Genomic DNA, 18,100 nt, shown 5'->3' on the forward strand with positions numbered 1-18,100 from the left:
GCCGCATGCGTGTCTCAGCGGGCGAGAACGGATGCGAAGTAGCCGATGCCGGGGTCGTCAGGCGTCCCCACCAGCAGCGCGCGGTCCAACAGAATGTTGCTGTGTTCACAGCTCGTCTCGGGGAGCATCACGCAGGCGTGGCAGGCGGCGAGGTTCGTGCCGGCGGTGCCGCCGGACCCCTCGGTCTCCATGCAGAGGGGGTCGGAGGAGCACCACTCGGCGCGCCGGACGGCCGAACGCACCGCGCGGTCCAGAACCTTCGGTTCCCCCTGCGCGACCAGACCACCGAGACTCCCCGCGGAGTCGCTGGTCGCCGTGTAGACGAGCACTCCCGCCATGTTGTCGGCGGCATACAGCCGCTCGCGCAAGGAAGCGGCCGGGTAGCCCGCATCCAGGCTCCACTCGTTGATCAGGACGTGGGCCAAGGTGTGCAGCAGCACCATGCGAGGGGTGGCCGGGGAGGGCACGGCGCGACTGGGATCGTCGGCCCGTTCCTCCAGAAGCCGTTGGTGAGCGGTGAGTATCCGCTCGGCGCGGGCCGCCACCGCCGGCGCCTTCTCCCAGGCACCCAGCCTTTCTTCATCCAGCCGGAGGAAGACTCCCTCGCCACGGACCTCCATGGCGGGGAGCCAGCGCAAAGTGTGTTCGGAGAGCGGCATCTCTTTCGCGTCGGTCGTCACCTCGGCGTCGACGAGCCGGGTGAACGCCTTCAGGGCGCGAACCTCGCGGAGCTTCTTGACCAGCATCGGGCCGGTGATTCCGAGCGGACCGAGCACACTCTGGTCACTCAGCGGGGTTTCGCAGACGAACTGCTCGTCGCGGGAGTGCTCACTCTTGTCGTTCCCGGAGCGCAGTCGCTCGTACTCCTTGTTGCGCAGGGCGCGGTAACGGTGGTCGAAGGTGGGAGCCTTGTCGCCTTCGGCGTCTTCCTGCTGTTCCGCGGCGAGCAGCTCCATGACCTCGTCCAGGGAGACGGGCCAGTTTCCTTCATCGAAGATGGCGTCCAGATAATCCGAGACGCGTGCGCGGTCGTTCTCACGCTTCCTGAGCTTCTCCCAGTGACCGGCGAGCGGATCGGCGCGCCCATTGCTCCACGGGGGGATGGAGAGCGCGGATTTCAGTACCGGCTGCCAGACCGAGGAGGAACCGCGCTGCAGCGTACGCAAGGGGAGCCCGCACTCCTGCTGTGGAGCGGAGGTACCCACCCACGGACGGTGTCCTCGACACCTCAGACCCAGTTCCCTGAGCGCGTTCCTGCGGAAGGAACCCTCCATCGAAACCTCCGGCACCCGACCACAGGTGCAGGAGACGAGGACCGAGCGGAGCGAGGACGTACGCCCGGACGTGCGCAGCCTGAGCCTCCCCCCGCATGCGCCGAGCGTCGGCGAGTCGCGATCGCTCGAGCGGTGCACCCATTGCCGGTACGGGAACTCGCCGAGGTGCCCGGCCTCACAGGCGACGACGAAACGGGAGGGTACGAGGTCCACCTCGCACGTGCCGCAGACACTGCGACCGGCGGGCGGGTTGAAGTCACGGTGGGACTGCAGCTCCATGCATTCGGGGCAGGAGTGCGTCAGAGGGAAGCGACGGACCCGCATGCCGTCCTTGCTGGTGTCGTCGGACGCCGGCGGCAGTCGGAACCAGTCGACGCCGAGCAACCGGGCCAGACGACGCTCGTAGATCCGTGGGGACTCGTCCTCGCTCCAGCTCCGGTCGGCCTCGTCCAAGCCGGAGACGATGAACGACTCGTGGTCGACGGCCACGAGCGATCCGACGCCGTACGTGGTGATGGCCTGGGCGCGGCGGACCGTACCGCGGCGCGGCAGGTTGTGGGCGGGTGCGGTGCCGTTCGCTCCGGTCCGACGACGGCGGGCGGGGGGTGGAGTCATCGGTTTCCCTCCATGAACAGGGCGGACTCGGCGTCGACGTCACGCAGGCTCCACAGCGTGGGCCACGCCTCGGCGGCCTCGGCCTCGTCGTCGTACGCCTTCAGGAGTGAGGGGGTGCGGTTGCCCCGTTCGGGCTCGAAGAGCAGACCGTTGTGGATGTCGGCCTCGTCGAGCCACCACTCGACGAACTCGTCGAAATCGGCGGACACGGCGTCGGCCTCCTCGGGAGTGACCGCACGGACACGGTCCAACAGCAGGTCCTTGACAGTCCCCCGGAGCGTGTCCTCGTACGACGCGACCTTGCCCGCGTCCTCGTTGTTCCGCGCGGCCGGGATCAGGATGCGCGCGAGGGCGACGACCACCGCGTGCAGGCCCCGCTCGCGGGCACGGGCCGAGAACGGTGTCACGGACGTCGACTCGACCTCGCGGTAGAGGGCCGAGTGGAAGTGCTGGAAGTTCTCGTAATGGGAGCGGTCCCTGGCCCTTCCCGAATTGAGCATGACCGCCACCAGACCGGGGTGCGCGCGACCGACCCGGCTGGTCGCCTGGATGTACTCGGCGGTCGTCTGTGGTTGTCCCATCACGGCCATCAGGCCGAGGCGGTCCACGTCCACACCCACCGCGATCATGTTGGTGGCGAGGAGAACGTCCACGGTGTCCTCGTCGGGGAGCCGCTTCTCGATGCCCTTGAGCCGGGTCGGGATCTCGCTCGCGTCGATGCGACTGGTCAGTTCCGAGTAGTTGGCCACCGAACGGACTGCGACACCCTCGCGCTCCGCGAGCAGCTCCAGGTAGGCCACCACATCGTCGTGCACCTGGAGTTCGGCGGCGGAGAGCAGCCGCAGGCTGTTGAAGTAACCGACCAGACTCCAGTACGCGTCCCGCACCTCGTCCTTGGTCTGCGCCTGCTTGGCCCGGTGCAGCAACGTGGCGTACGTCCGGATCAACAGGGTGGACTGGCTGGTGCCGGGGGCGAACAGACCGACGTAGCGACGGCTCGCCTTCTCCTCCGGTGGGGTCTCCACAGCGAACCACGAGTCGCGCGCGTCCAGCCCGGCGGGCGGGAACTGGCGCACCTCGCGGGCGAAGAGGTGACGGCCCTGGTCGGCGGCGCGTCGGATGGTCGCGGTCGAGGCGATCACCTTGGGACGGCCGGCCAGTGCGTCCACGGCTGTCTCGTAGAGACCGGTGAGCGTCCCCAACGGGCCGGAGATCAGGTGCAGCTCGTCCTGGACGATCAGCTCCGGAGGCGGAGTGCCGTCGTTCGGGTCGTCGCGGTTGAAGAGGGTGGAGGTAGCCGGACGCCACGGCATCGAGGCGAATTTGTCGACGGTGGCGATCACCAGTGTCGGTCGCGCGGCGTACACCGCCTCGTCGATCAGATGGACGGGAAGACCGTCTGCGAAGTCGCAGTCCGGACCGGGGCAGCGGACGTACATCCGCTTGGTGTCCTCGTCGGCTTCATAGTTCCGGGCATCGAGGCGGGTCCCGCACCAGGGGCAGGCGTGCAGCTGCACCGGGTTCTCGGTGGCGAGCCGCTTGTCCAGGTTTGCACGTAGTTCTTCGAGCTTCTCGCCCGCTTCGGCCAGGGTATTGGGAGTGGCCGAGCGCCCGACCCACATGCCGACGGAGAACTCTTCGGCGCCCAGCTCGGGCGTCCCGCGTCGCAAATGCTCCATGGCACACAGCAGGATCGCCGCGCGCTCGAACTGCTGGAGGGTGAGCAGTCGCAGTGTGTAACGCATCAAAACCGTCACGCCGCCGCCGTCAGAGCCCTTGCGGATACGACGAAGGAAGGACGTGAGCGCGATCAGCCCGAGGTACGCCTCGGTCTTGCCGCCACCGGTGGGGAACCAGAGCAGGTCGGAGATCCTCCGGTCACCGTGCTCGGGGTCGTCGATACCGGCCGTGCACAGCAGCACGAAGGCGATCTGGAAGGGACGCCAACGGCCCGCGGCGGGGTCGGGGACTCCGACACGTCCCCCCTTCACCCAGGCGCTGCGCGCGCGTTGATCGGCCATGGCACGGTTGGCGAGCCGGAACGCCCTCATCAGATCCGGCTTGGTCCGCAGCAGTGTGATGCCCTCACGGATCCGTCCGAGAGCCTCACGACACGCTTCCACCTGGTCCCGCGCCGGCTGCTCGTGCTGGGTGCCCGCCAGAGCGTCCGATTCGGTCGACTTGCGGTCGATCCAGAGTTCGTACCCGGCGGCGAGTCCTTCCAGCACGGCCAGGACCTCGGCGTCGGGCCGCTCGGCCAGTGCCAGCATCGACAGCGACGAACTGTCGATCTCCGGGTTGGAATCGCTGAGCAGTACCTCCATGCTGGGCACGAACTCGCTGCGGACCTCGGTGACGGCGGCCTTCTCCGTGTCGGTCACGCCTATCGGCGAAGGAGTCCAGTCCCAGACGGCGGCGCACCCGTGTCCGACCGCGAAGGTGGGGGCGTGGCGGTGCAGCAGCCGGCTGGTGGCGATCTCCGGATCGTGGGCGGCGGACGGCGCGGGGCGTTCGACGAAGGCCGTGGAGCCGTCGGCGGCCCGGACCGTCAGACCGCACTGGAACAGGGAGAAGGCGTCCTGCAGGTCCCACTCGCCGACCTTCTGGGTGTTGATCAGCGTGACGGTGACCGTGACCGTCCCGGTGGTCGGATCGGGGCGCCGCACGATGACGTGCAACGCGACCTTTCCGGCGAGGAGATCGATCGGCTTCTTCGGCGCGGGCTCGGTCACGGAAACGGGCAGGTCGGGAAGGTCCAGTTCCCTGCGCTGCCAGTGCTCCCGCTGGTCCGCGGTGGTCCGGGCCTCGGCGCGGCGCGCCTCTACCGGGTTGCCCTCGGCGTCGGTGGGTTCGTAGACCGCCGCGCGTGCCGAGACCACGATCGTGTCGCTTATGGCCGGGTCGACGGCGAAGGTCAGTCCCATGGACGAGGGACGTCTGCCCCCCGAGACGCCGGTCTCCTGAGGGACGCCGGCCTCCTCGATGTCCTCGTGGGCGAGAACCGGCGGCATGTCCAGGCCGTCCTGTTCTGCCGCGTTCTCCACCTGCCGTTCCTTCGAGGCGCGTGGGTAGAGCACACCGGTCAGGTAGCGATCGATCGGCGCGTCCTGCGTCAGGACCTCGTCCCGGTCGTCAGGCGCGGCCTCCTCGGCGGGACCGAAGAGTTCACGACGGAGGCCCACGAGGATCTCCTCGTCCCGCACCCGATAGTGCTCGGAGTGTCGGCCTGCTCGCTGCGTCATGCGCACTGCTCCTCATCGTTCACGGCCCTGCGGTAGCGCCCGATGCCGGTGATCCGTGGGGCGATCCAGACCCCGCGCTCGCCCAGGCCGGCGTTGGCGCCGGCGGCGGCGCTGCCCGTCACGGTCTCCAGAGTGTCGATCCGCAGACCGTGGATCTCATCAGGCCACCGAGGGTCCCAGGTGCGGTTCACCTTCTGTACTCGGAAAAGGTCGTCGCGGAATCGTTGCGACGCTTCACCGATCTCCCGCCCGTCGTGCAGCAGGGCGTACGGCGGGCTCTGCGTCTCGCCCATAGGCAGGTCGTGGCGTCGACGCAGGACCACCTCGTGGCCGGGGCGGACCCGAGCGAGGAGGTACGCCTGAGTGGCGCCGGCTTCACCCTCGGGACCAGGTGGGTCGTCCTGGCACACGTCACCTGCCTCGGCGACGATCCCGAGTCTGTCGTAGGACCGCCACGACCCGATGTAGCGGCGACCGTCGCGCCGGCGTCCGGCCCTCCTGAACAGGGGCAGTTCCGGAGAGGGCACGTGGTACAGGTCGTGGCGGACCCGTGTCATCGCCACGTACAGCGCCCGCGCCTCCGCGGGGAGATCGAGTTCGTCTTCGTATCGCTTGTGAAGTTCGGCAACGGTGGGCGGGGTCAGGACGATCACCCGGTCGAACTCCAGGCCCTTGGCCCGGTGCACGGTCGACACGACGATCCGGGAGTCCTCCGGGTCGGCGGCCTCGTCGGGGAACCTGCCGTCGGCGACCGTGCGCCGCAACCGGTCCAGATCGATCACACCGTGTCCCGGGCCGCGCGCGACCCGGCGCAGCACCGTCCACAGGGCGTCCACGTTCGGTTCGTGCGGCAGAGGTATGCGAGTGAGAAGGGAGCGGAACCGTTCCTCGGTGAGGCCGGTCGCCTCGGTGCCGCGTAGCAGTTCGGCCACCCAGTACGGCACCGGACGCTCCTCGAGCGGACGTCGCAGCCGGTGCTCGATGCCGTGCGCGTGCAAAAGGTCCGAGACGACGAGCGCCTGCTGGTTGTCACGGGTGAGGATCGCGCATGTGTCCGCCACGTCCCGCAGTCCGGCCAGGGTGAACTCGTCGCCCAGGTCGCCCATCGCGTTCGCCGGTTCCAAAAGGAGGTCGCGCAGTTCGTCATAGAGCGTTCCCGCCTCGTCCGGATCGGCGAGGTGCTGCAGGCGGGGCCCGTGCGCCAGTGCTACCCGGGCCTCCTTCGTCGCGGCCCGGAAATTCTCGGTGAGACACAGTTCCACCAGGTCGTCCGGGAACGAGCAGCGCAACCAGTCGAAGAACCTGCCGGTCTCGTCGGCTCGCTCGCTGGGGTCGGCGATCTGGAAGCCGTAGACAGACTGAGCGGCGTCCCCGACGACGGTGAAGCCACAGGTCTCCTGGTACCGATCGAGCAGCGTCTCCACCAACTCCCGACGCCGGCCCAACAGGTCCTGCACCTCGTCGATCACGACATGCGCGGGCGGGACCGCATCTCCGACCTCGAGCGCTCCCTTCTCGATCGCACGGGTGGCGGCGGCGATCCGCTCGTCGAAGCCGACCGCGCCCCACTCACCGTCCGGATACGCCTGGCGAAGGACCTCGTAGGCCCAGGCGTCGAAGGTCCGGGCCCGCACCCGGCGCGCGCGTTCCCCCTCGCGCGAGATTCGGTCACGCAGCTCGCGTGCAGCGGCCCGGGAGAACGTGAGCACCAGGATCTCTGCGGCCTCCAGCGCCTCCTCAGGGTCCTCGTGCCCGCACAGCGCGTCGAGGCGACGCACCAGTGTGTGTGTCTTGCCCGCCCCGGCCCCCGCGGTGACCAGGACGCGTGCGTCCCAGGGCTGCTCGACCACGGCCCGCTGCTCCTCGGTGAGCGAGGGACTGTCGAGGTAGGCGTCGGTCACTTTCTGCTCCAGAGATGCTCGAACTGGGTGAAGGCGAGGCGGGTGTCGAAGTTGGCGATGTTGTCGTCGACGTTGAGGATCAGGCAGGTGGGCTTGCCTCCGTTCTTCGGGCCGCGCAGGCCACGCCCGATCATCTGCTGGTACACGTTGGTGCTGTAGACCGGGCGGGCCACTACCACGACACGGGTGGCGGGAGCGTCGAATCCCTGCGTCAGGACACCGTAGTTGGTGAGAACACGGATACGTCCTGTGCGGAAGTCCTCGATCCGTCGGCGACGGTCCTGGGCACTGGTGGTCGAGTCCACGGAGGTGGCCGGGACACCGCGGTCGTTGAGCATCGCTGCCAGGTACTTGGCGTGATCGACGGAGGTGGCGAACAGCAGCGTCGGCCAGTCCTCCGGGAGACCTGCGACCTCGTCGACGATGCGGCGGCTGCGCGCGTGGTCGTCGGCGAGGCGCTGTTCCGCGGCGCGGGAGAGCATCGCCATGCGTTCGGCGTGCGTCCTCTCGTCCCGGGTCAGTTCGATCCGGCCGCCTGTGAGGGTGCGGTGCTCCACCTGCGCGAGCATCCCCCACTCCTGGAGGTCCCGATACGGATCGCCGGACGGGAATACACCCTCATCGAGCCGTCGGTTGCCGAAACGGGCGACCAGGCGACGTGTTTCGTCCTCGTTGGTGTTTCGGAACGGGGTGGCGGTCAGGCCGAGCAGGTGCCGACCGGTCTCGTACTGGGTGAGCCCCAGGTGGCTCAGGATCTCGGTGTACCGCTTGGAGATGGCGGTGTGTGCCTCGTCCACGATCACCAGTGTGGCCTGGCGCAACCAGGCGTACTGGTCGGTACCGAGACACCGCTCCAACTTGGCGTCCGTGGCGACCACCAGGTGAGGATTCTCGACGACGTTCCCCACTTCGTGACTGCTCCACAACCGGCTGATGGTGAGCGGCCGCTCGGCGCCGACCTTGTTCCATACGAACTTCCAGCTCTGCACCGCCTGTTCGCACAGTTCCTCGGTCTGGGCGATCCACAGCAGCGGGCCCCCGAGATCACCGACGCGCTTCACCCAGCGGATCACGGCCTCGGAAGTCACCCGTGTCTTGCCCGCGCCGGTGGGGAGCGACAGCATGGCGCGCTGTGGGGCCAGCCGGTCGAGAAGGGTGGTGACGTTGCGGACCAGGTCCTCCTGGTAGTCGTGCAGCCGCGGGAAGTCACGAGGTCCGTCGATCGTCTCGAAGACCGGGGGCGCCGGGGTCCTGGAGCCGGCGAAGGCCACCGGCAACCTCAGGTCCGACACGAAGGCCACGGCAGCTGATGAACCACCGTACGAAACAGGCGCGTTGGGGAACCGGGCCTGGATGTCGCGAGTGTGATGCTGGAGGATGCCGTCACCGTGCGCATTGAAGGCCATCTGCGCGATCCGGCGTCCAGGGGGCTCCTCACCGCCGGTCTCCTGCAATTCGGCTTCCATCAGTCCGTCGGGCAGCCCGGCTCGCAGGGCCTCCGCACCGATCAGCAGCTCGATCTTGGAGACGACGTCATCGGCGTCACGAACGGCCTCCAGCGCGGCCTTGGTCCGGCTGTCCCGGGCCATGCGGTCCTGGTGTTCCAGGACCGCACGGCAACCGGCCGCGCCGAGGCCGAGCCCGAGTTCTCGGTCGATCAATCGCAGCATCGGCTCGGCGTCCAGAGGGACACGCACCTTGATCGTGCCGTCCTGACGCACCGCGTCGAGCGGCCGGAGTTTCACTCCGTTCGGGGTCCGGGTCACCTCTTCCAGCTCGGTGCACCGCAGTACGGCGGTGTTCCGGTTGCTGCTGTTCAGCCGCTGGCGCAGGGCGGGGAACAGCTCCGTGAGCGGGACCGGGTCACCGTCCGAGACCTCGCGGGTCTCCTTCGTGATGGCGTCGGCGTAGCGTTTCATGCCCCACTTCTCGACCATCAGGTCGGCGTCCTCGGGGGTCGTCACCAGGAGAGCGGGAACCTGCTCCGCGCGCAGCGCACGGTATTCGGTCGTGCCGACCGCGACGGTGATCTCCTCATCGGGACGGGTGTCCCAGGTGTTGCCGACACGGCAGCGGGTCAGTGAGTCCTCGGGGAACGCCGCTCCGAATCGGGTCAGCATCACGTACGTGTTGCCGACGAAGGTGTCGTCCTCGCTGCGAGTCACTTCGAGGAGAAGCGCCTCCCAGCGCTCCGCCGGTACGTCCTCGATCGTGGTGGGGAGGCGCAGCTTGCGCGCCTTCTCCGGCGAGATGTCAGCGACCGCCAACACATCCCGGTAGGCCGCGAGCTGGGGGCCGACGGCCTCGACGAGCGGCTTGACGCCTTGCGAGGTGGAGACCGTCCCGTGCTTCCTGAGCATCCAGCGGATCGGCGACATGACAGCCCGGCGTGTACCGGCCTGGGCTCCGATCTGTCTCGTCCAGTTGTCCACCACCGCCTCCTCCGGCAGCGCCTTCAGGAAGGCGGCCCGGGACTCCTCCGACAGGGCGGGATAGAAGTGCAGCGGACCGCCGATCGGAGAGCCCTCGATCTTCAGCCGGTTGAGGCCGGGGCGTGGGGTGCCGGGAGCAAGAGTACGCAGGTACGCGGCGTGGACGGCTTCCCGGTATTCCTCGAACCAGTCCTCGCCCTCGGGACGTGTGGAGGTGGACGGCCGTTCGCGCAGGCCGATGTCCCGGAAGAACGCGAGGTCGTCGGAGTGGAAGGTCGTGTCCACGGCGATGCACGGATCGCGGCGGGGGTCGACGACGACACCCGGCAGCATGCAGTCGCGGACCGGGCGGAACGTGCCGTCCGCCGTCCGGACGCGCAGCGTCTCACGGGCATCCGGCACGTGCTGAAGCACGGTATGGGTCAGACGGCGGCCACCGGCCTGGCGGAAAAGGTCCCAGAAGCGCTCCCACTCGGCGTCCGTGTATCCCGCGAACCCTCGGTCGAGGACACTGACGAACCGACCTTCGGCGTCCGCCTCGCGGATGCCGAGGAGGTTGAGGGCGGAAGCGAGACCGGGATCGCGGGCGATCTCGTCGACCACGTACCTCAGGGACTCGCGCAGTCCGTCCTCGTCCGAGCGCCGGTACACCTGACCGGGCACCGGTGCCACGAGACCGTGCTCCTCGGTGAGGACGATCTTCGCCTTCCGGGCTTCGTCGACGTACGAGGACCCGGCCTCGACCATGTCGGCGAGAATGCGGATCGCCGTCGCCGAAGCCTCGGCGGTACCCGACTCGACCAGGGCCTCCAGCCAGGTACGGACATCGGACCGCCGGTGCTCGGCCGCCCCGAGGATGTGCTCGACCTTGCCGGCGCGCAAGGTGTCGACCTCGGCGTTCGGATGCAACCAGTTCGACGGCCGGCCGGGGGACTCGTGCCACATCCGCAGCCAGCCGACGCTCCGCTCCTTGTCGAGGCGTGGAGGGACACGCAACTCGGTCGGGACCCGCAGTATTCCCTCCTGATCGGGCAGTGACGGACGGACCGCCGTCCGCTTCCAGACCTCCTCGGTGAGGCACGCGTCGGCCCAACTGATCGCCTCCTTCACACGGCCCGGCAGCAACGGCAGGTAGGCGGCGGGGTCCTCGGCGGGAGCCAGGCGGGGAAGGGAGTCGACCACGAGCGTCGCCGAGACTCTGATCATCTCCTCGTTGAAAGCGGAGGAGTCGAGCAGGTTCTGCCGGTCCTCGTTGGTCTTCCAGGCACCGTTGAGGATGCCGCTCAGGGACATCTCGTACTTGGTCGGGAAGAAGGACCAGAAACGTCCTCGCCCTCGCGCCTGGGGGCTCACCCAGAGGCCGCTCTTCGCGTCCTTCTCCAGAGCCGGCACCGCCCAGGCGAGGTCGAGACTCAACCGGTCGTGCAGTTCACCGGCGTCGGCGCGTGCAGCCGGACCTGGTTCGTGTGTGGTGGAGAAGACCCGCCACCGAGCGCTCACGGTCGTGCGCCCCGTCCGCTCCTCGGTCACCGTGTGCAGGTCTCCGGACTGCTCGGCGGTCAACACGCGCAGGACGGGCGGTTGGGTTCGGCGGTCCTCGAGCACGACCTTCGCCACGTGCGGTGACAGGAGCTGGAACCCGAGCGGGAATTCTTCGCGGGTCGATCCACTGGTGGTCCGTCCGCCGTGCATGTCCAACGCCAACCTGCCGGCCGCTTCCCGGAGCAACGGCAGGCGGACGACGGTGGTGGCCCACCTCAGCAGTTCGTCGAGAACGGGGTCCTCGGCACGCTCGGCCGCCTCGTCCAGTGGACGGGCCATGCGGAGCACCGGCGCCTCGAACGCCTCACCCAGACGCTCCCGCACGCCGGGGACCGACCGGATCTGTTCCATGGCCCATTCGCGATCGAAACCAAAGGAGCCCGAGCGGCTGAAGAACTGGGGAGCATCCGTGACGACCAGAACCGATTTGACGCCTACTCCGAAACGGCCGATCTGCCCGCCCCGTTTGCGCGACATACTCATCCGAAGAATGGTTTCCGCCCCCTCGGGGGTGACCGGGGTGCCTTCGTTCGCGCAGTACAGATGAGTTTTGGTGAGAACGACCTGAACAGAACCGCCGGGCTCTGCGGCGATCTCGTCGGCCGCGTTCTGTACAAGTTCGAAGAGCTGGCGATCCCCGTATCCGCCCTGGGTGATCCGACGTTCGCCGTTGGCATGTTCCGGAATGAGACCCGGGTCGACCTCGTAAGTCTGCAGGACGCGTGAGGACTGTTCGAGAACGGTCGTGATCACCTGTGGATCGGGAGCGGACACTTCTTCCTCACTTCTCGTACGGATCGGCTGTCTGGAGAGCGGGGGAGCAGAGAGACGCAGACTGCGGCAAGAGGAGTTGACCTGGTGGTGAGAGAGAGTCTGAAGCGTCGCCTCAGGTGGAGGAGCCCTCGCTGTGGGGCGGATCGGTATAGCCGGGGTAACCCCGGAAGTACTCCTGAGCTTCATCGACCGTCAGGCCGTACGAAGTGAGAATCTGCTTCTTCTCCATGTCGGAATCAGCCGTGTGAAGAGCACCGTAGAGGGTGTTGAGTTCCCGCTCCGAGTACGGGGGGAAATGGTACGAGGATTGTGTCTCCCCGGGAGGGTCTTCCATGAGTGTGTCGATGCCTCCGGTTCCTGTTGAGGTTCCCCGTACCACGAACTCGTCCGGGGTGCGGAAATGGAAAAGGGTATAAGGCACCCCTTTTCACGCGGCAGTTCCGAGTGAAGCGGTCGAGTCCGCCAACGGCAACCCTAGGGCAATCACTCGTTCGTGTCATCCCCAATTCGACCACGGAGTAATGGAGTTGACGGTTCCACTTACCTGTTCGTTCGCTATTGCAACTAGGTGGATGCTCGGCGATCGGGGTCGCGAGTGGGTGAGTCGGTTGGTATCTGGCGAAACGGACAACAGGTGGTGGTCGGAGGGTGGGTTGCCGAGTCAAGTTGCAGTTGACGCTTGCTCATGTGTCAAATTAACCTGTCCGAGGCCAGGAACACAACGACGAACAGCGAAGAGCGGGAGGCCCGATGGAGGCCGGTGAGGAGTTCGGGCCCTGGTTGGCCCGTCAGCTCAAGATCGCGGGCAAGACGCAGGCGGAGCTGGCGGAGGAACTGGGGCTCACCCGAGCCGCTGTCTCAGCATGGATCACCAGGCGCTCCGTTCCGCGTCCGACCGTCATGGTCGAGATCGCCAAGGCGCTCGGCACGGATCTGGGAACCGTCCACACGCGCACCACCGACACCCAGGCGGGTCTCCCGGTCACCTGGTACCACCGACCCGGTTACCGGGACGGTGGACGCGATGGCGGCAACGCCGCTGCCTTCGCCTTCGACGCGGACGTCCAGGTGCTCGCGCGGGAGACGTGCCAGAACAGCCTCGACGAGCGGCTCGTCGAGAACGGGCGTCCGGTCCGCGTGCGGTACACGATCCATGAACTGACCGGCGAGAAACTGGAAGCGTTCCGCGCCGCCGTTCTCTGGGACGAACTACAGCCCCATTACCTTGCCGTCTCGGAGTCCGCGGCGGACCAGAAGGTCGGTCGGGTCGTGGACGCCGGTGTACGCGACATGTTCGAGAAGGGGCGCCTGATCCTTCTCCGTGTCGACGACTACAACGCCTCCGGCCTCACGGGGGACGATTACGACGACGGCAAGTTCGCGGCCGTCGTCCGCCGGCAGTTGGAGAGCCTCAAGTCGGGCAGTGGTGCCGGCGGTTCGTACGGACTCGGTAAGGCGACGTTGTGGGCGACCAGCGCGCTGGGCATGGTGCTGATCAACTCGACGCTCTCCGTTCCGCACGAGGGGCGCACGGAGCGTCGTGTCATCGGGCGGCTGGAACTGCCCTGGCGTGTCGTCGACGGTGATCAGTTCGCGGGCCCCGCTTGGTTGGGACGCCCGGATCCGGAGAAGCCCAACGCGGAAGTGGTCCGCTCCTGGTGGGCGGACGAGGAGACGGTCGACAGGCTTCACCTCACCCGGGACAGCGACGAGCCGGGTACGTCCTTTCTGATCGTCGGTGCGCACGACGTGGCGAGCCTGGCCCCCGAGAAGGCCGACGCCGCAGCGGACGAGGACGGCGACGGCAGCGTCGACGACGGCACCCGTGACATCAAGGTCATGCACAAACGGCTCGTCGAGGCGTTGGGCCGGGACTTCTGGGCGGCCATGACCGGAGGCGGCAGCAAGCTCCCACTGCTGGAGACCTCGGTCCGGACACTCCGCAACGGAGAGGTCGTCGTCGAGGAGGAGACGGTCGACCCCGGCGACAAGCAGCCGTCGCGTACTCGGGCGCTTCGGGCGTTCTTCGAAGGAACGACCGTCGACCGGCTCACCCAGGCCGGTCAAGTGGCACTGCGCACGGTCCCTCTCCGTCTGCCGCTGAGCGGCGGGCGGAGAGGGACGCTCGGGACACACCAAGGCGTGCTCCTCGTCACGGACGCGGAGGACAAGGACGGCGCTCCGAACCAGGTGCACTCGTTGCGCGGCAACCGGATGACCATCAGGAAGGCGGGCGTCAGCGGCCTGCCACTGGGCGTCAACCAGTTCCAGGCCGTGCTCCTGGTGGGTCACGCCGCCGGGGATTCGGCGCCGTTCGCGGAAGAGGCGGAGGAGTTCCTGCGCGCCGCCGAACCCCCGGAGCACGACCGCTGGGGACAGACCGAGGAACTGACCCTCCGGTGGTCACACAGCGCGCACCACCGGATCACCAGGTTGACCACCGAGGTCAATGCCGCGGTGAAGGATCTCGTGGTGCGGCCGAAGAGTGCCGGTTCCCAGGAGAGCGCCAAGGTGCGAAAGAAACTCACCGTGCAACGCAAAGCCGCTCCTGCCAAGCGAGCCGCCGGACCGACCCTGCCGGAACTGGACGGGTTGGAGGCCGAGATCGGAGCCGACGGCGAGTGGAAGATCACCGCTGAGGTGAAGCTGCCGAGGGCCGAGGAGCTACCCGTCATGAGCCCGGTGGTGCTGTTGGACGTCCGGTCCGGCAGCCGACCGAGGCTGGACTGGGCTGAGCTGAGCGCCGTGGAAGGGTGCGAGATCGAGAACGGAACGCTTCGCTTCACGCCGCGTGCCCGCCGAGCTGTCTTCCAGGGCTCCACCGACGTCACCAGTCATCCGGTCCGGAGCGAGTACACGCGACTCGTTCTCGAACTCCGTGCCGGCACGGGGGAGTGAGGCATGAAGTTCTACCCGTACAAGCGACTCAACCGCGCCATCGTCCTGCGGGTGACCTCGGCGTCCCTCAAGCTGCCTGACGGCACACGCGATCATCTGGACACCTCGGCCTACTCCGTTCCGCAACGGACCGTGGCTCTGGGCGTCGCACAGCATGAGGACTGGGTCTCGGCCAGGATCGGGCTGTCGGCCACGTTGCCTCCTGGCGCCACCGACCCCGACGCCCCATGGGACGACCTGCGCGTGCTCGCGGTGCTCACGGACGGAGACACCAATCTCCGGACGACCGTGGATCTGCGGCAGGACGCCCCGGACAGCAAGGAGTGGTCCGGCCAGATCGAAGTGCTCCGCGACGACCACGCCGGACGGGCCGCTCTCGCGGCGTACGCCGTGGCCACGATCGACGGTGTCCCGGGCCGATCGGTCACCGAGACGGACACGGACTGGACCGTCGACGTGCTCGCTGAGGAGCCGCTCGGTGGTCTCCGTCTCGACGTCAAGCAGGCCAGCTTCTCCAAGAGCGCACGGGAGTGGTTGCGTTCCTATGCCGACGCGCCATGGGTGATCGACGCTTCCGGCCGACTGCCCCTGGTGATGATCAACACCGATGTCGAGGGCTTCTCCGACCTTTTGGACGGCAGCAGCGGAGGCATCGAGAACAGGGTCCAAGAACTGCTGTTGTCCCAGATGGCCACGGACGTGTGGACAGCGGTGTTCCACAGTGCCGTGGGTGACCTGGAGGCGGAACCGGACGGTTCACCCGTCTTCCCCACCGACTGGAGGGGAGAGGTGTTGCGGGAGATGTTGCCGGATGTGCTGCCCGGATTCCGCGTCGAGGAAGCGCTTCATCAGGTTCATCGTCGGCGCACGGATGACGCCGGGTGGGTGGAGCTGCAGACCCGAGTCCACTACGCCGCCGTGCGACGCGCCGGCGCGAGCAAGGCGGTCGCCAACGCACTGCGCGCGTTGCAGCAGATGAACCGGGAGGACAGCGCGTGATCGAGAAGCCCTATCACATCCCAGCGAGGCTCGGCCTGCTTTCCGCCGCCGCCGCCGATCCCTTCCTCACCGAGGACCTCCTCAAAGGAGTGCGGGGACACGGCGGCGTCGACCTGGCCAAGGTCGTCGAGCCTCTGCCGGAGGACGACGCCCGATGGGAGGTGGAGCCCCTCAGGGACCTCGTGGATGATGCGATGTTCCAGTTCAAGGGGAGCCGGACGGACGCCGACGGATGGCTGGCGCCCCGGCTGCACGCGACACTGCGCCTCACACGACGGGAGGCCGCGGACAAGAGGCTCTGGAATCACTTCGCGTTGGCGGTGGCACCGGACTATGTGGCCTGGAGGCACCCTCCGACCGCCTCGCAGGGGAAGGTTCCCCGCATCAACACCGCCCGTTTCAAGGGTGCTCCCGACCGTCAGTGTTTCTCCCGTCTGTGGTGGGCGGCGGAGATGTTCCGTAACGGCGCGGACTATCGGCCCGTGGTGACGGCCTGCTCCAACCAGGACCTCATCCACAACGCGCTGCGTCTTGACCTGGTCGACCACCGGCCCACGGCGTTGGCGTTGGTGCGCGTTCTGGAGCGAGGGGTCGCCAGTACGGGCCGGGAAATCAATGGGCTCATGACGGCGATCAACACCGCGGGCGCCACCCTGGTCTACGACGCGTTGGCCGAGGACGTGCCCCGGGACCCCGGGGCGCTCCGGCGCTGGATCGCCGAGGCTGAGACCGCGCCTCCGGTGCCGCGGCACGACCTGCCCACGGGACCTGACGAGGAGCCCGTCCCCGAGGAGTCGTTGCTTGTCCTCACCGACTACCTCGCCAAGCTCTTCGAGACGGCACCGGTCCGGGGACGAACCGTCGAAGCATGACCGGAGGGTCATCGGCCGGTGAGCGGATGACCCTCCCACTGTCCGTGTTCGCGTACCTCCACCGGCTCGCCGGGCTCCCATGCCTCCAGGTCCGCGACGGCCTGCTCCAGCCTGGCGCGGGCCTCTTCGCGGGTCAGTTCCGGTTCGAGGACGTGCCTCAGGACATGCAGGGCCAGTCGGGGCGGTACCGCGTTGCCGATCTGCTGCGACTGGTCCTTGCCTCTCCAGGGATAGGCCACGGGGAACGTCTGGAGTACTCCGGCCTCGGCGAGGGTGAAGCGATCGAACTTGTCGGGGAGGTCCGTGTCCGTGCCTTTGTGGACCAGGCGGTTCCGGGAAACCTTCCCGGTGACTGTCGCGGCCGGCGCGTCGTGGTCGCGCCGGCCACGCGCGCCGGGGTCACCGCCGGTTCCGTAGTTGGAGACGACGGTGAAAGCAGGCCGGTCCGGGAGATCAGGCGCGATGCTCCGCGCCTTCTTGAGGGCCGACTCCATGGACACCCAGGCTTCCTTCGGGTCGGAATTCTCCTCCTCAGGGTCCCAGGGGAGCGTATCTCTGGGCGTCGTCGAGACCCTGGTGCTCACGGTCCGCTGTCGGTAACGCTCATGAGTCTCGACCACCTCGGGAATGTCGGTGCCGCCGAGTCGGGCCATCAGTACCGCGCGTTTGCGGGTCTGCGGAACCCCGAACGCTTCGGTGAACATCAGCTGCGTCCTCGTCCGGTAGCCGAGAACGGCGAGTACTTCGGTGTACTTCTCCCATACCGGCATCACGGCGGGCACCTGCTCCAGGATGACGGCCTCGTAGGGCTCCAGCCCTGGGCGTCGGCTCCGCTCGATCACCCACCACAGCGGCTGGAGGACCAACCCGGTCCGCTCGTCCCCCAACGCCTCCAATCGGGCTTTCAGCCCGTTGAGTACGGTCCCCAAGGCGTTGTACGTCTCGACCAAGGGCGCGAGGCCCGCATCCTCGGGGGGGAGGTCCCTTGAGGCTCTGAGCGTTTTCAGTATCTGCTTGATCTTCTCGGGAGGACTGCCCTGCTGTTGCAGGCTCTTCTTGATCGTCCTGCGTTCGGCGGCGCGAAGGGCTTCCACCCTGCCCTTCTCGACCTTGACCTCTTCCGCTTGGGCAGCTTTCTCCGCCAGTTCTTCGGAGATCTCGCGCCAGGTGCGGTGGATGTCCTCCCACTCCGCTCCGTCACTGCTCACTGCAGTGCGCAGACGCTCGATGTATCCCAGTACGTCATCCAGGGCTCTGCGGCCGGCACCGTGCCCGGCCACGGTGAAAGTCTGGCAAGGAGGCCCGCCCGTCAATACTTGGGCGCGGGGGAAGTGCGCAGCGTCGAACTCCCTCACGTCGCCGCGGAAGGTGTCCATTCCCGCAGCGGCGCGGGTGGCGCACGCGTCCTCGTCCCACTCGATGCCGGTGATCCGGTACCCCAGGACATCGGCTGCCACATCCAGCCCCCCGGGCCCCGCAAAAAGATCAAGGATACGGATATCCGCAGGTGAGGGGGTTGCGTTCTTGACGTGGCTCATGTGCCTGAAGTGT

At 67.7% G+C, this 18,100-nt stretch carries 8 protein-coding genes; 3 read left to right on the forward strand and 5 right to left on the reverse strand.

The features are described from left to right. Window positions 1-14: 14 nt before the first annotated feature. From drmB to Sdagh_RS28325, 4 genes are read right to left on the reverse strand one after another with little or no spacing between them, the layout of a single operon-like run. Entirely contained in the window at window positions 15-1,889 is a 1,875-nt protein-coding gene (gene drmB / locus Sdagh_RS28310) for an MrfA Zn-binding domain-containing protein (RefSeq protein ID WP_190077291.1), read from the reverse strand. After that, window positions 1,886-5,131 (reverse strand): helicase-related protein, encoded by a 3,246-nt coding sequence (locus tag Sdagh_RS28315; RefSeq protein WP_190077292.1) that lies wholly within the window; start codon window positions 5,129-5,131, stop codon window positions 1,886-1,888. The genes drmB and Sdagh_RS28315 overlap by 4 nt, the downstream gene beginning before the upstream one ends. Continuing rightward, window positions 5,128-7,032 (reverse strand): UvrD-helicase domain-containing protein, encoded by a 1,905-nt coding sequence (locus Sdagh_RS28320; protein WP_190077293.1) that lies wholly within the window; start codon window positions 7,030-7,032, stop codon window positions 5,128-5,130. Before Sdagh_RS28320 ends, Sdagh_RS28315 begins: the two co-directional genes overlap by 4 nt. Further along, entirely contained in the window at window positions 7,029-11,759 is a 4,731-nt protein-coding gene (locus Sdagh_RS28325) for a DEAD/DEAH box helicase (RefSeq protein WP_190007500.1), read from the reverse strand. The genes Sdagh_RS28320 and Sdagh_RS28325 overlap by 4 nt, the downstream gene beginning before the upstream one ends. Before the next feature lie 771 nt (window positions 11,760-12,530). Here Sdagh_RS28325 and Sdagh_RS28330 point away from each other — a divergent pair. The 3 genes from Sdagh_RS28330 to Sdagh_RS28340 are packed head-to-tail and all read left to right on the forward strand — an operon-like array spanning window position 12,531 to window position 16,549. Beyond that, window positions 12,531-14,678 (forward strand): helix-turn-helix transcriptional regulator, encoded by a 2,148-nt coding sequence (locus tag Sdagh_RS28330; protein WP_190077294.1) that lies wholly within the window; start codon window positions 12,531-12,533, stop codon window positions 14,676-14,678. Window positions 14,679-14,681: 3 nt separating this feature from the next. Next, window positions 14,682-15,677, forward strand: coding sequence for a hypothetical protein (locus tag Sdagh_RS28335; RefSeq protein ID WP_190007504.1), 996 nt, complete (start codon window positions 14,682-14,684; stop codon window positions 15,675-15,677). After that, on the forward strand, window positions 15,674-16,549 hold the full coding sequence (locus Sdagh_RS28340; RefSeq protein ID WP_190007505.1) for a DUF6339 family protein: 876 nt from the start codon (window positions 15,674-15,676) through the stop codon (window positions 16,547-16,549). The genes Sdagh_RS28335 and Sdagh_RS28340 overlap by 4 nt, the downstream gene beginning before the upstream one ends. 8 nt (window positions 16,550-16,557) lie before the next feature. Here Sdagh_RS28340 and Sdagh_RS28345 read toward each other — a convergent pair whose 3' ends face one another. Next, window positions 16,558-18,087: a DNA cytosine methyltransferase gene (locus Sdagh_RS28345; protein ID WP_190077295.1), complete on the reverse strand. Its 1,530-nt coding sequence runs from the start codon at window positions 18,085-18,087 to the stop codon at window positions 16,558-16,560. Window positions 18,088-18,100 lie beyond the last annotated feature (13 nt).

This window comes from Streptomyces daghestanicus, from assembly GCF_020521275.1.
Lineage (GTDB): Bacteria > Actinomycetota > Actinomycetes > Streptomycetales > Streptomycetaceae > Streptomyces > Streptomyces griseoviridis.

Excerpts from the sequence above, each read along its gene's own strand:
- drmB (WP_190077291.1), bottom strand. The coding sequence starts at position 1,889 with ATGACTCCACCCCCCGCCCGCCGTCGTCGGACCGGAGCGAACGGCACC.
- Sdagh_RS28315 (WP_190077292.1), bottom strand. The coding sequence starts at position 5,131 with ATGACGCAGCGAGCAGGCCGACACTCCGAGCACTATCGGGTGCGGGAC.
- Sdagh_RS28330 (WP_190077294.1), top strand. The coding sequence starts at position 12,531 with ATGGAGGCCGGTGAGGAGTTCGGGCCCTGGTTGGCCCGTCAGCTCAAG.
- Sdagh_RS28335 (WP_190007504.1), top strand. The coding sequence starts at position 14,682 with ATGAAGTTCTACCCGTACAAGCGACTCAACCGCGCCATCGTCCTGCGG.
- Sdagh_RS28345 (WP_190077295.1), bottom strand. The coding sequence starts at position 18,087 with ATGAGCCACGTCAAGAACGCAACCCCCTCACCTGCGGATATCCGTATC.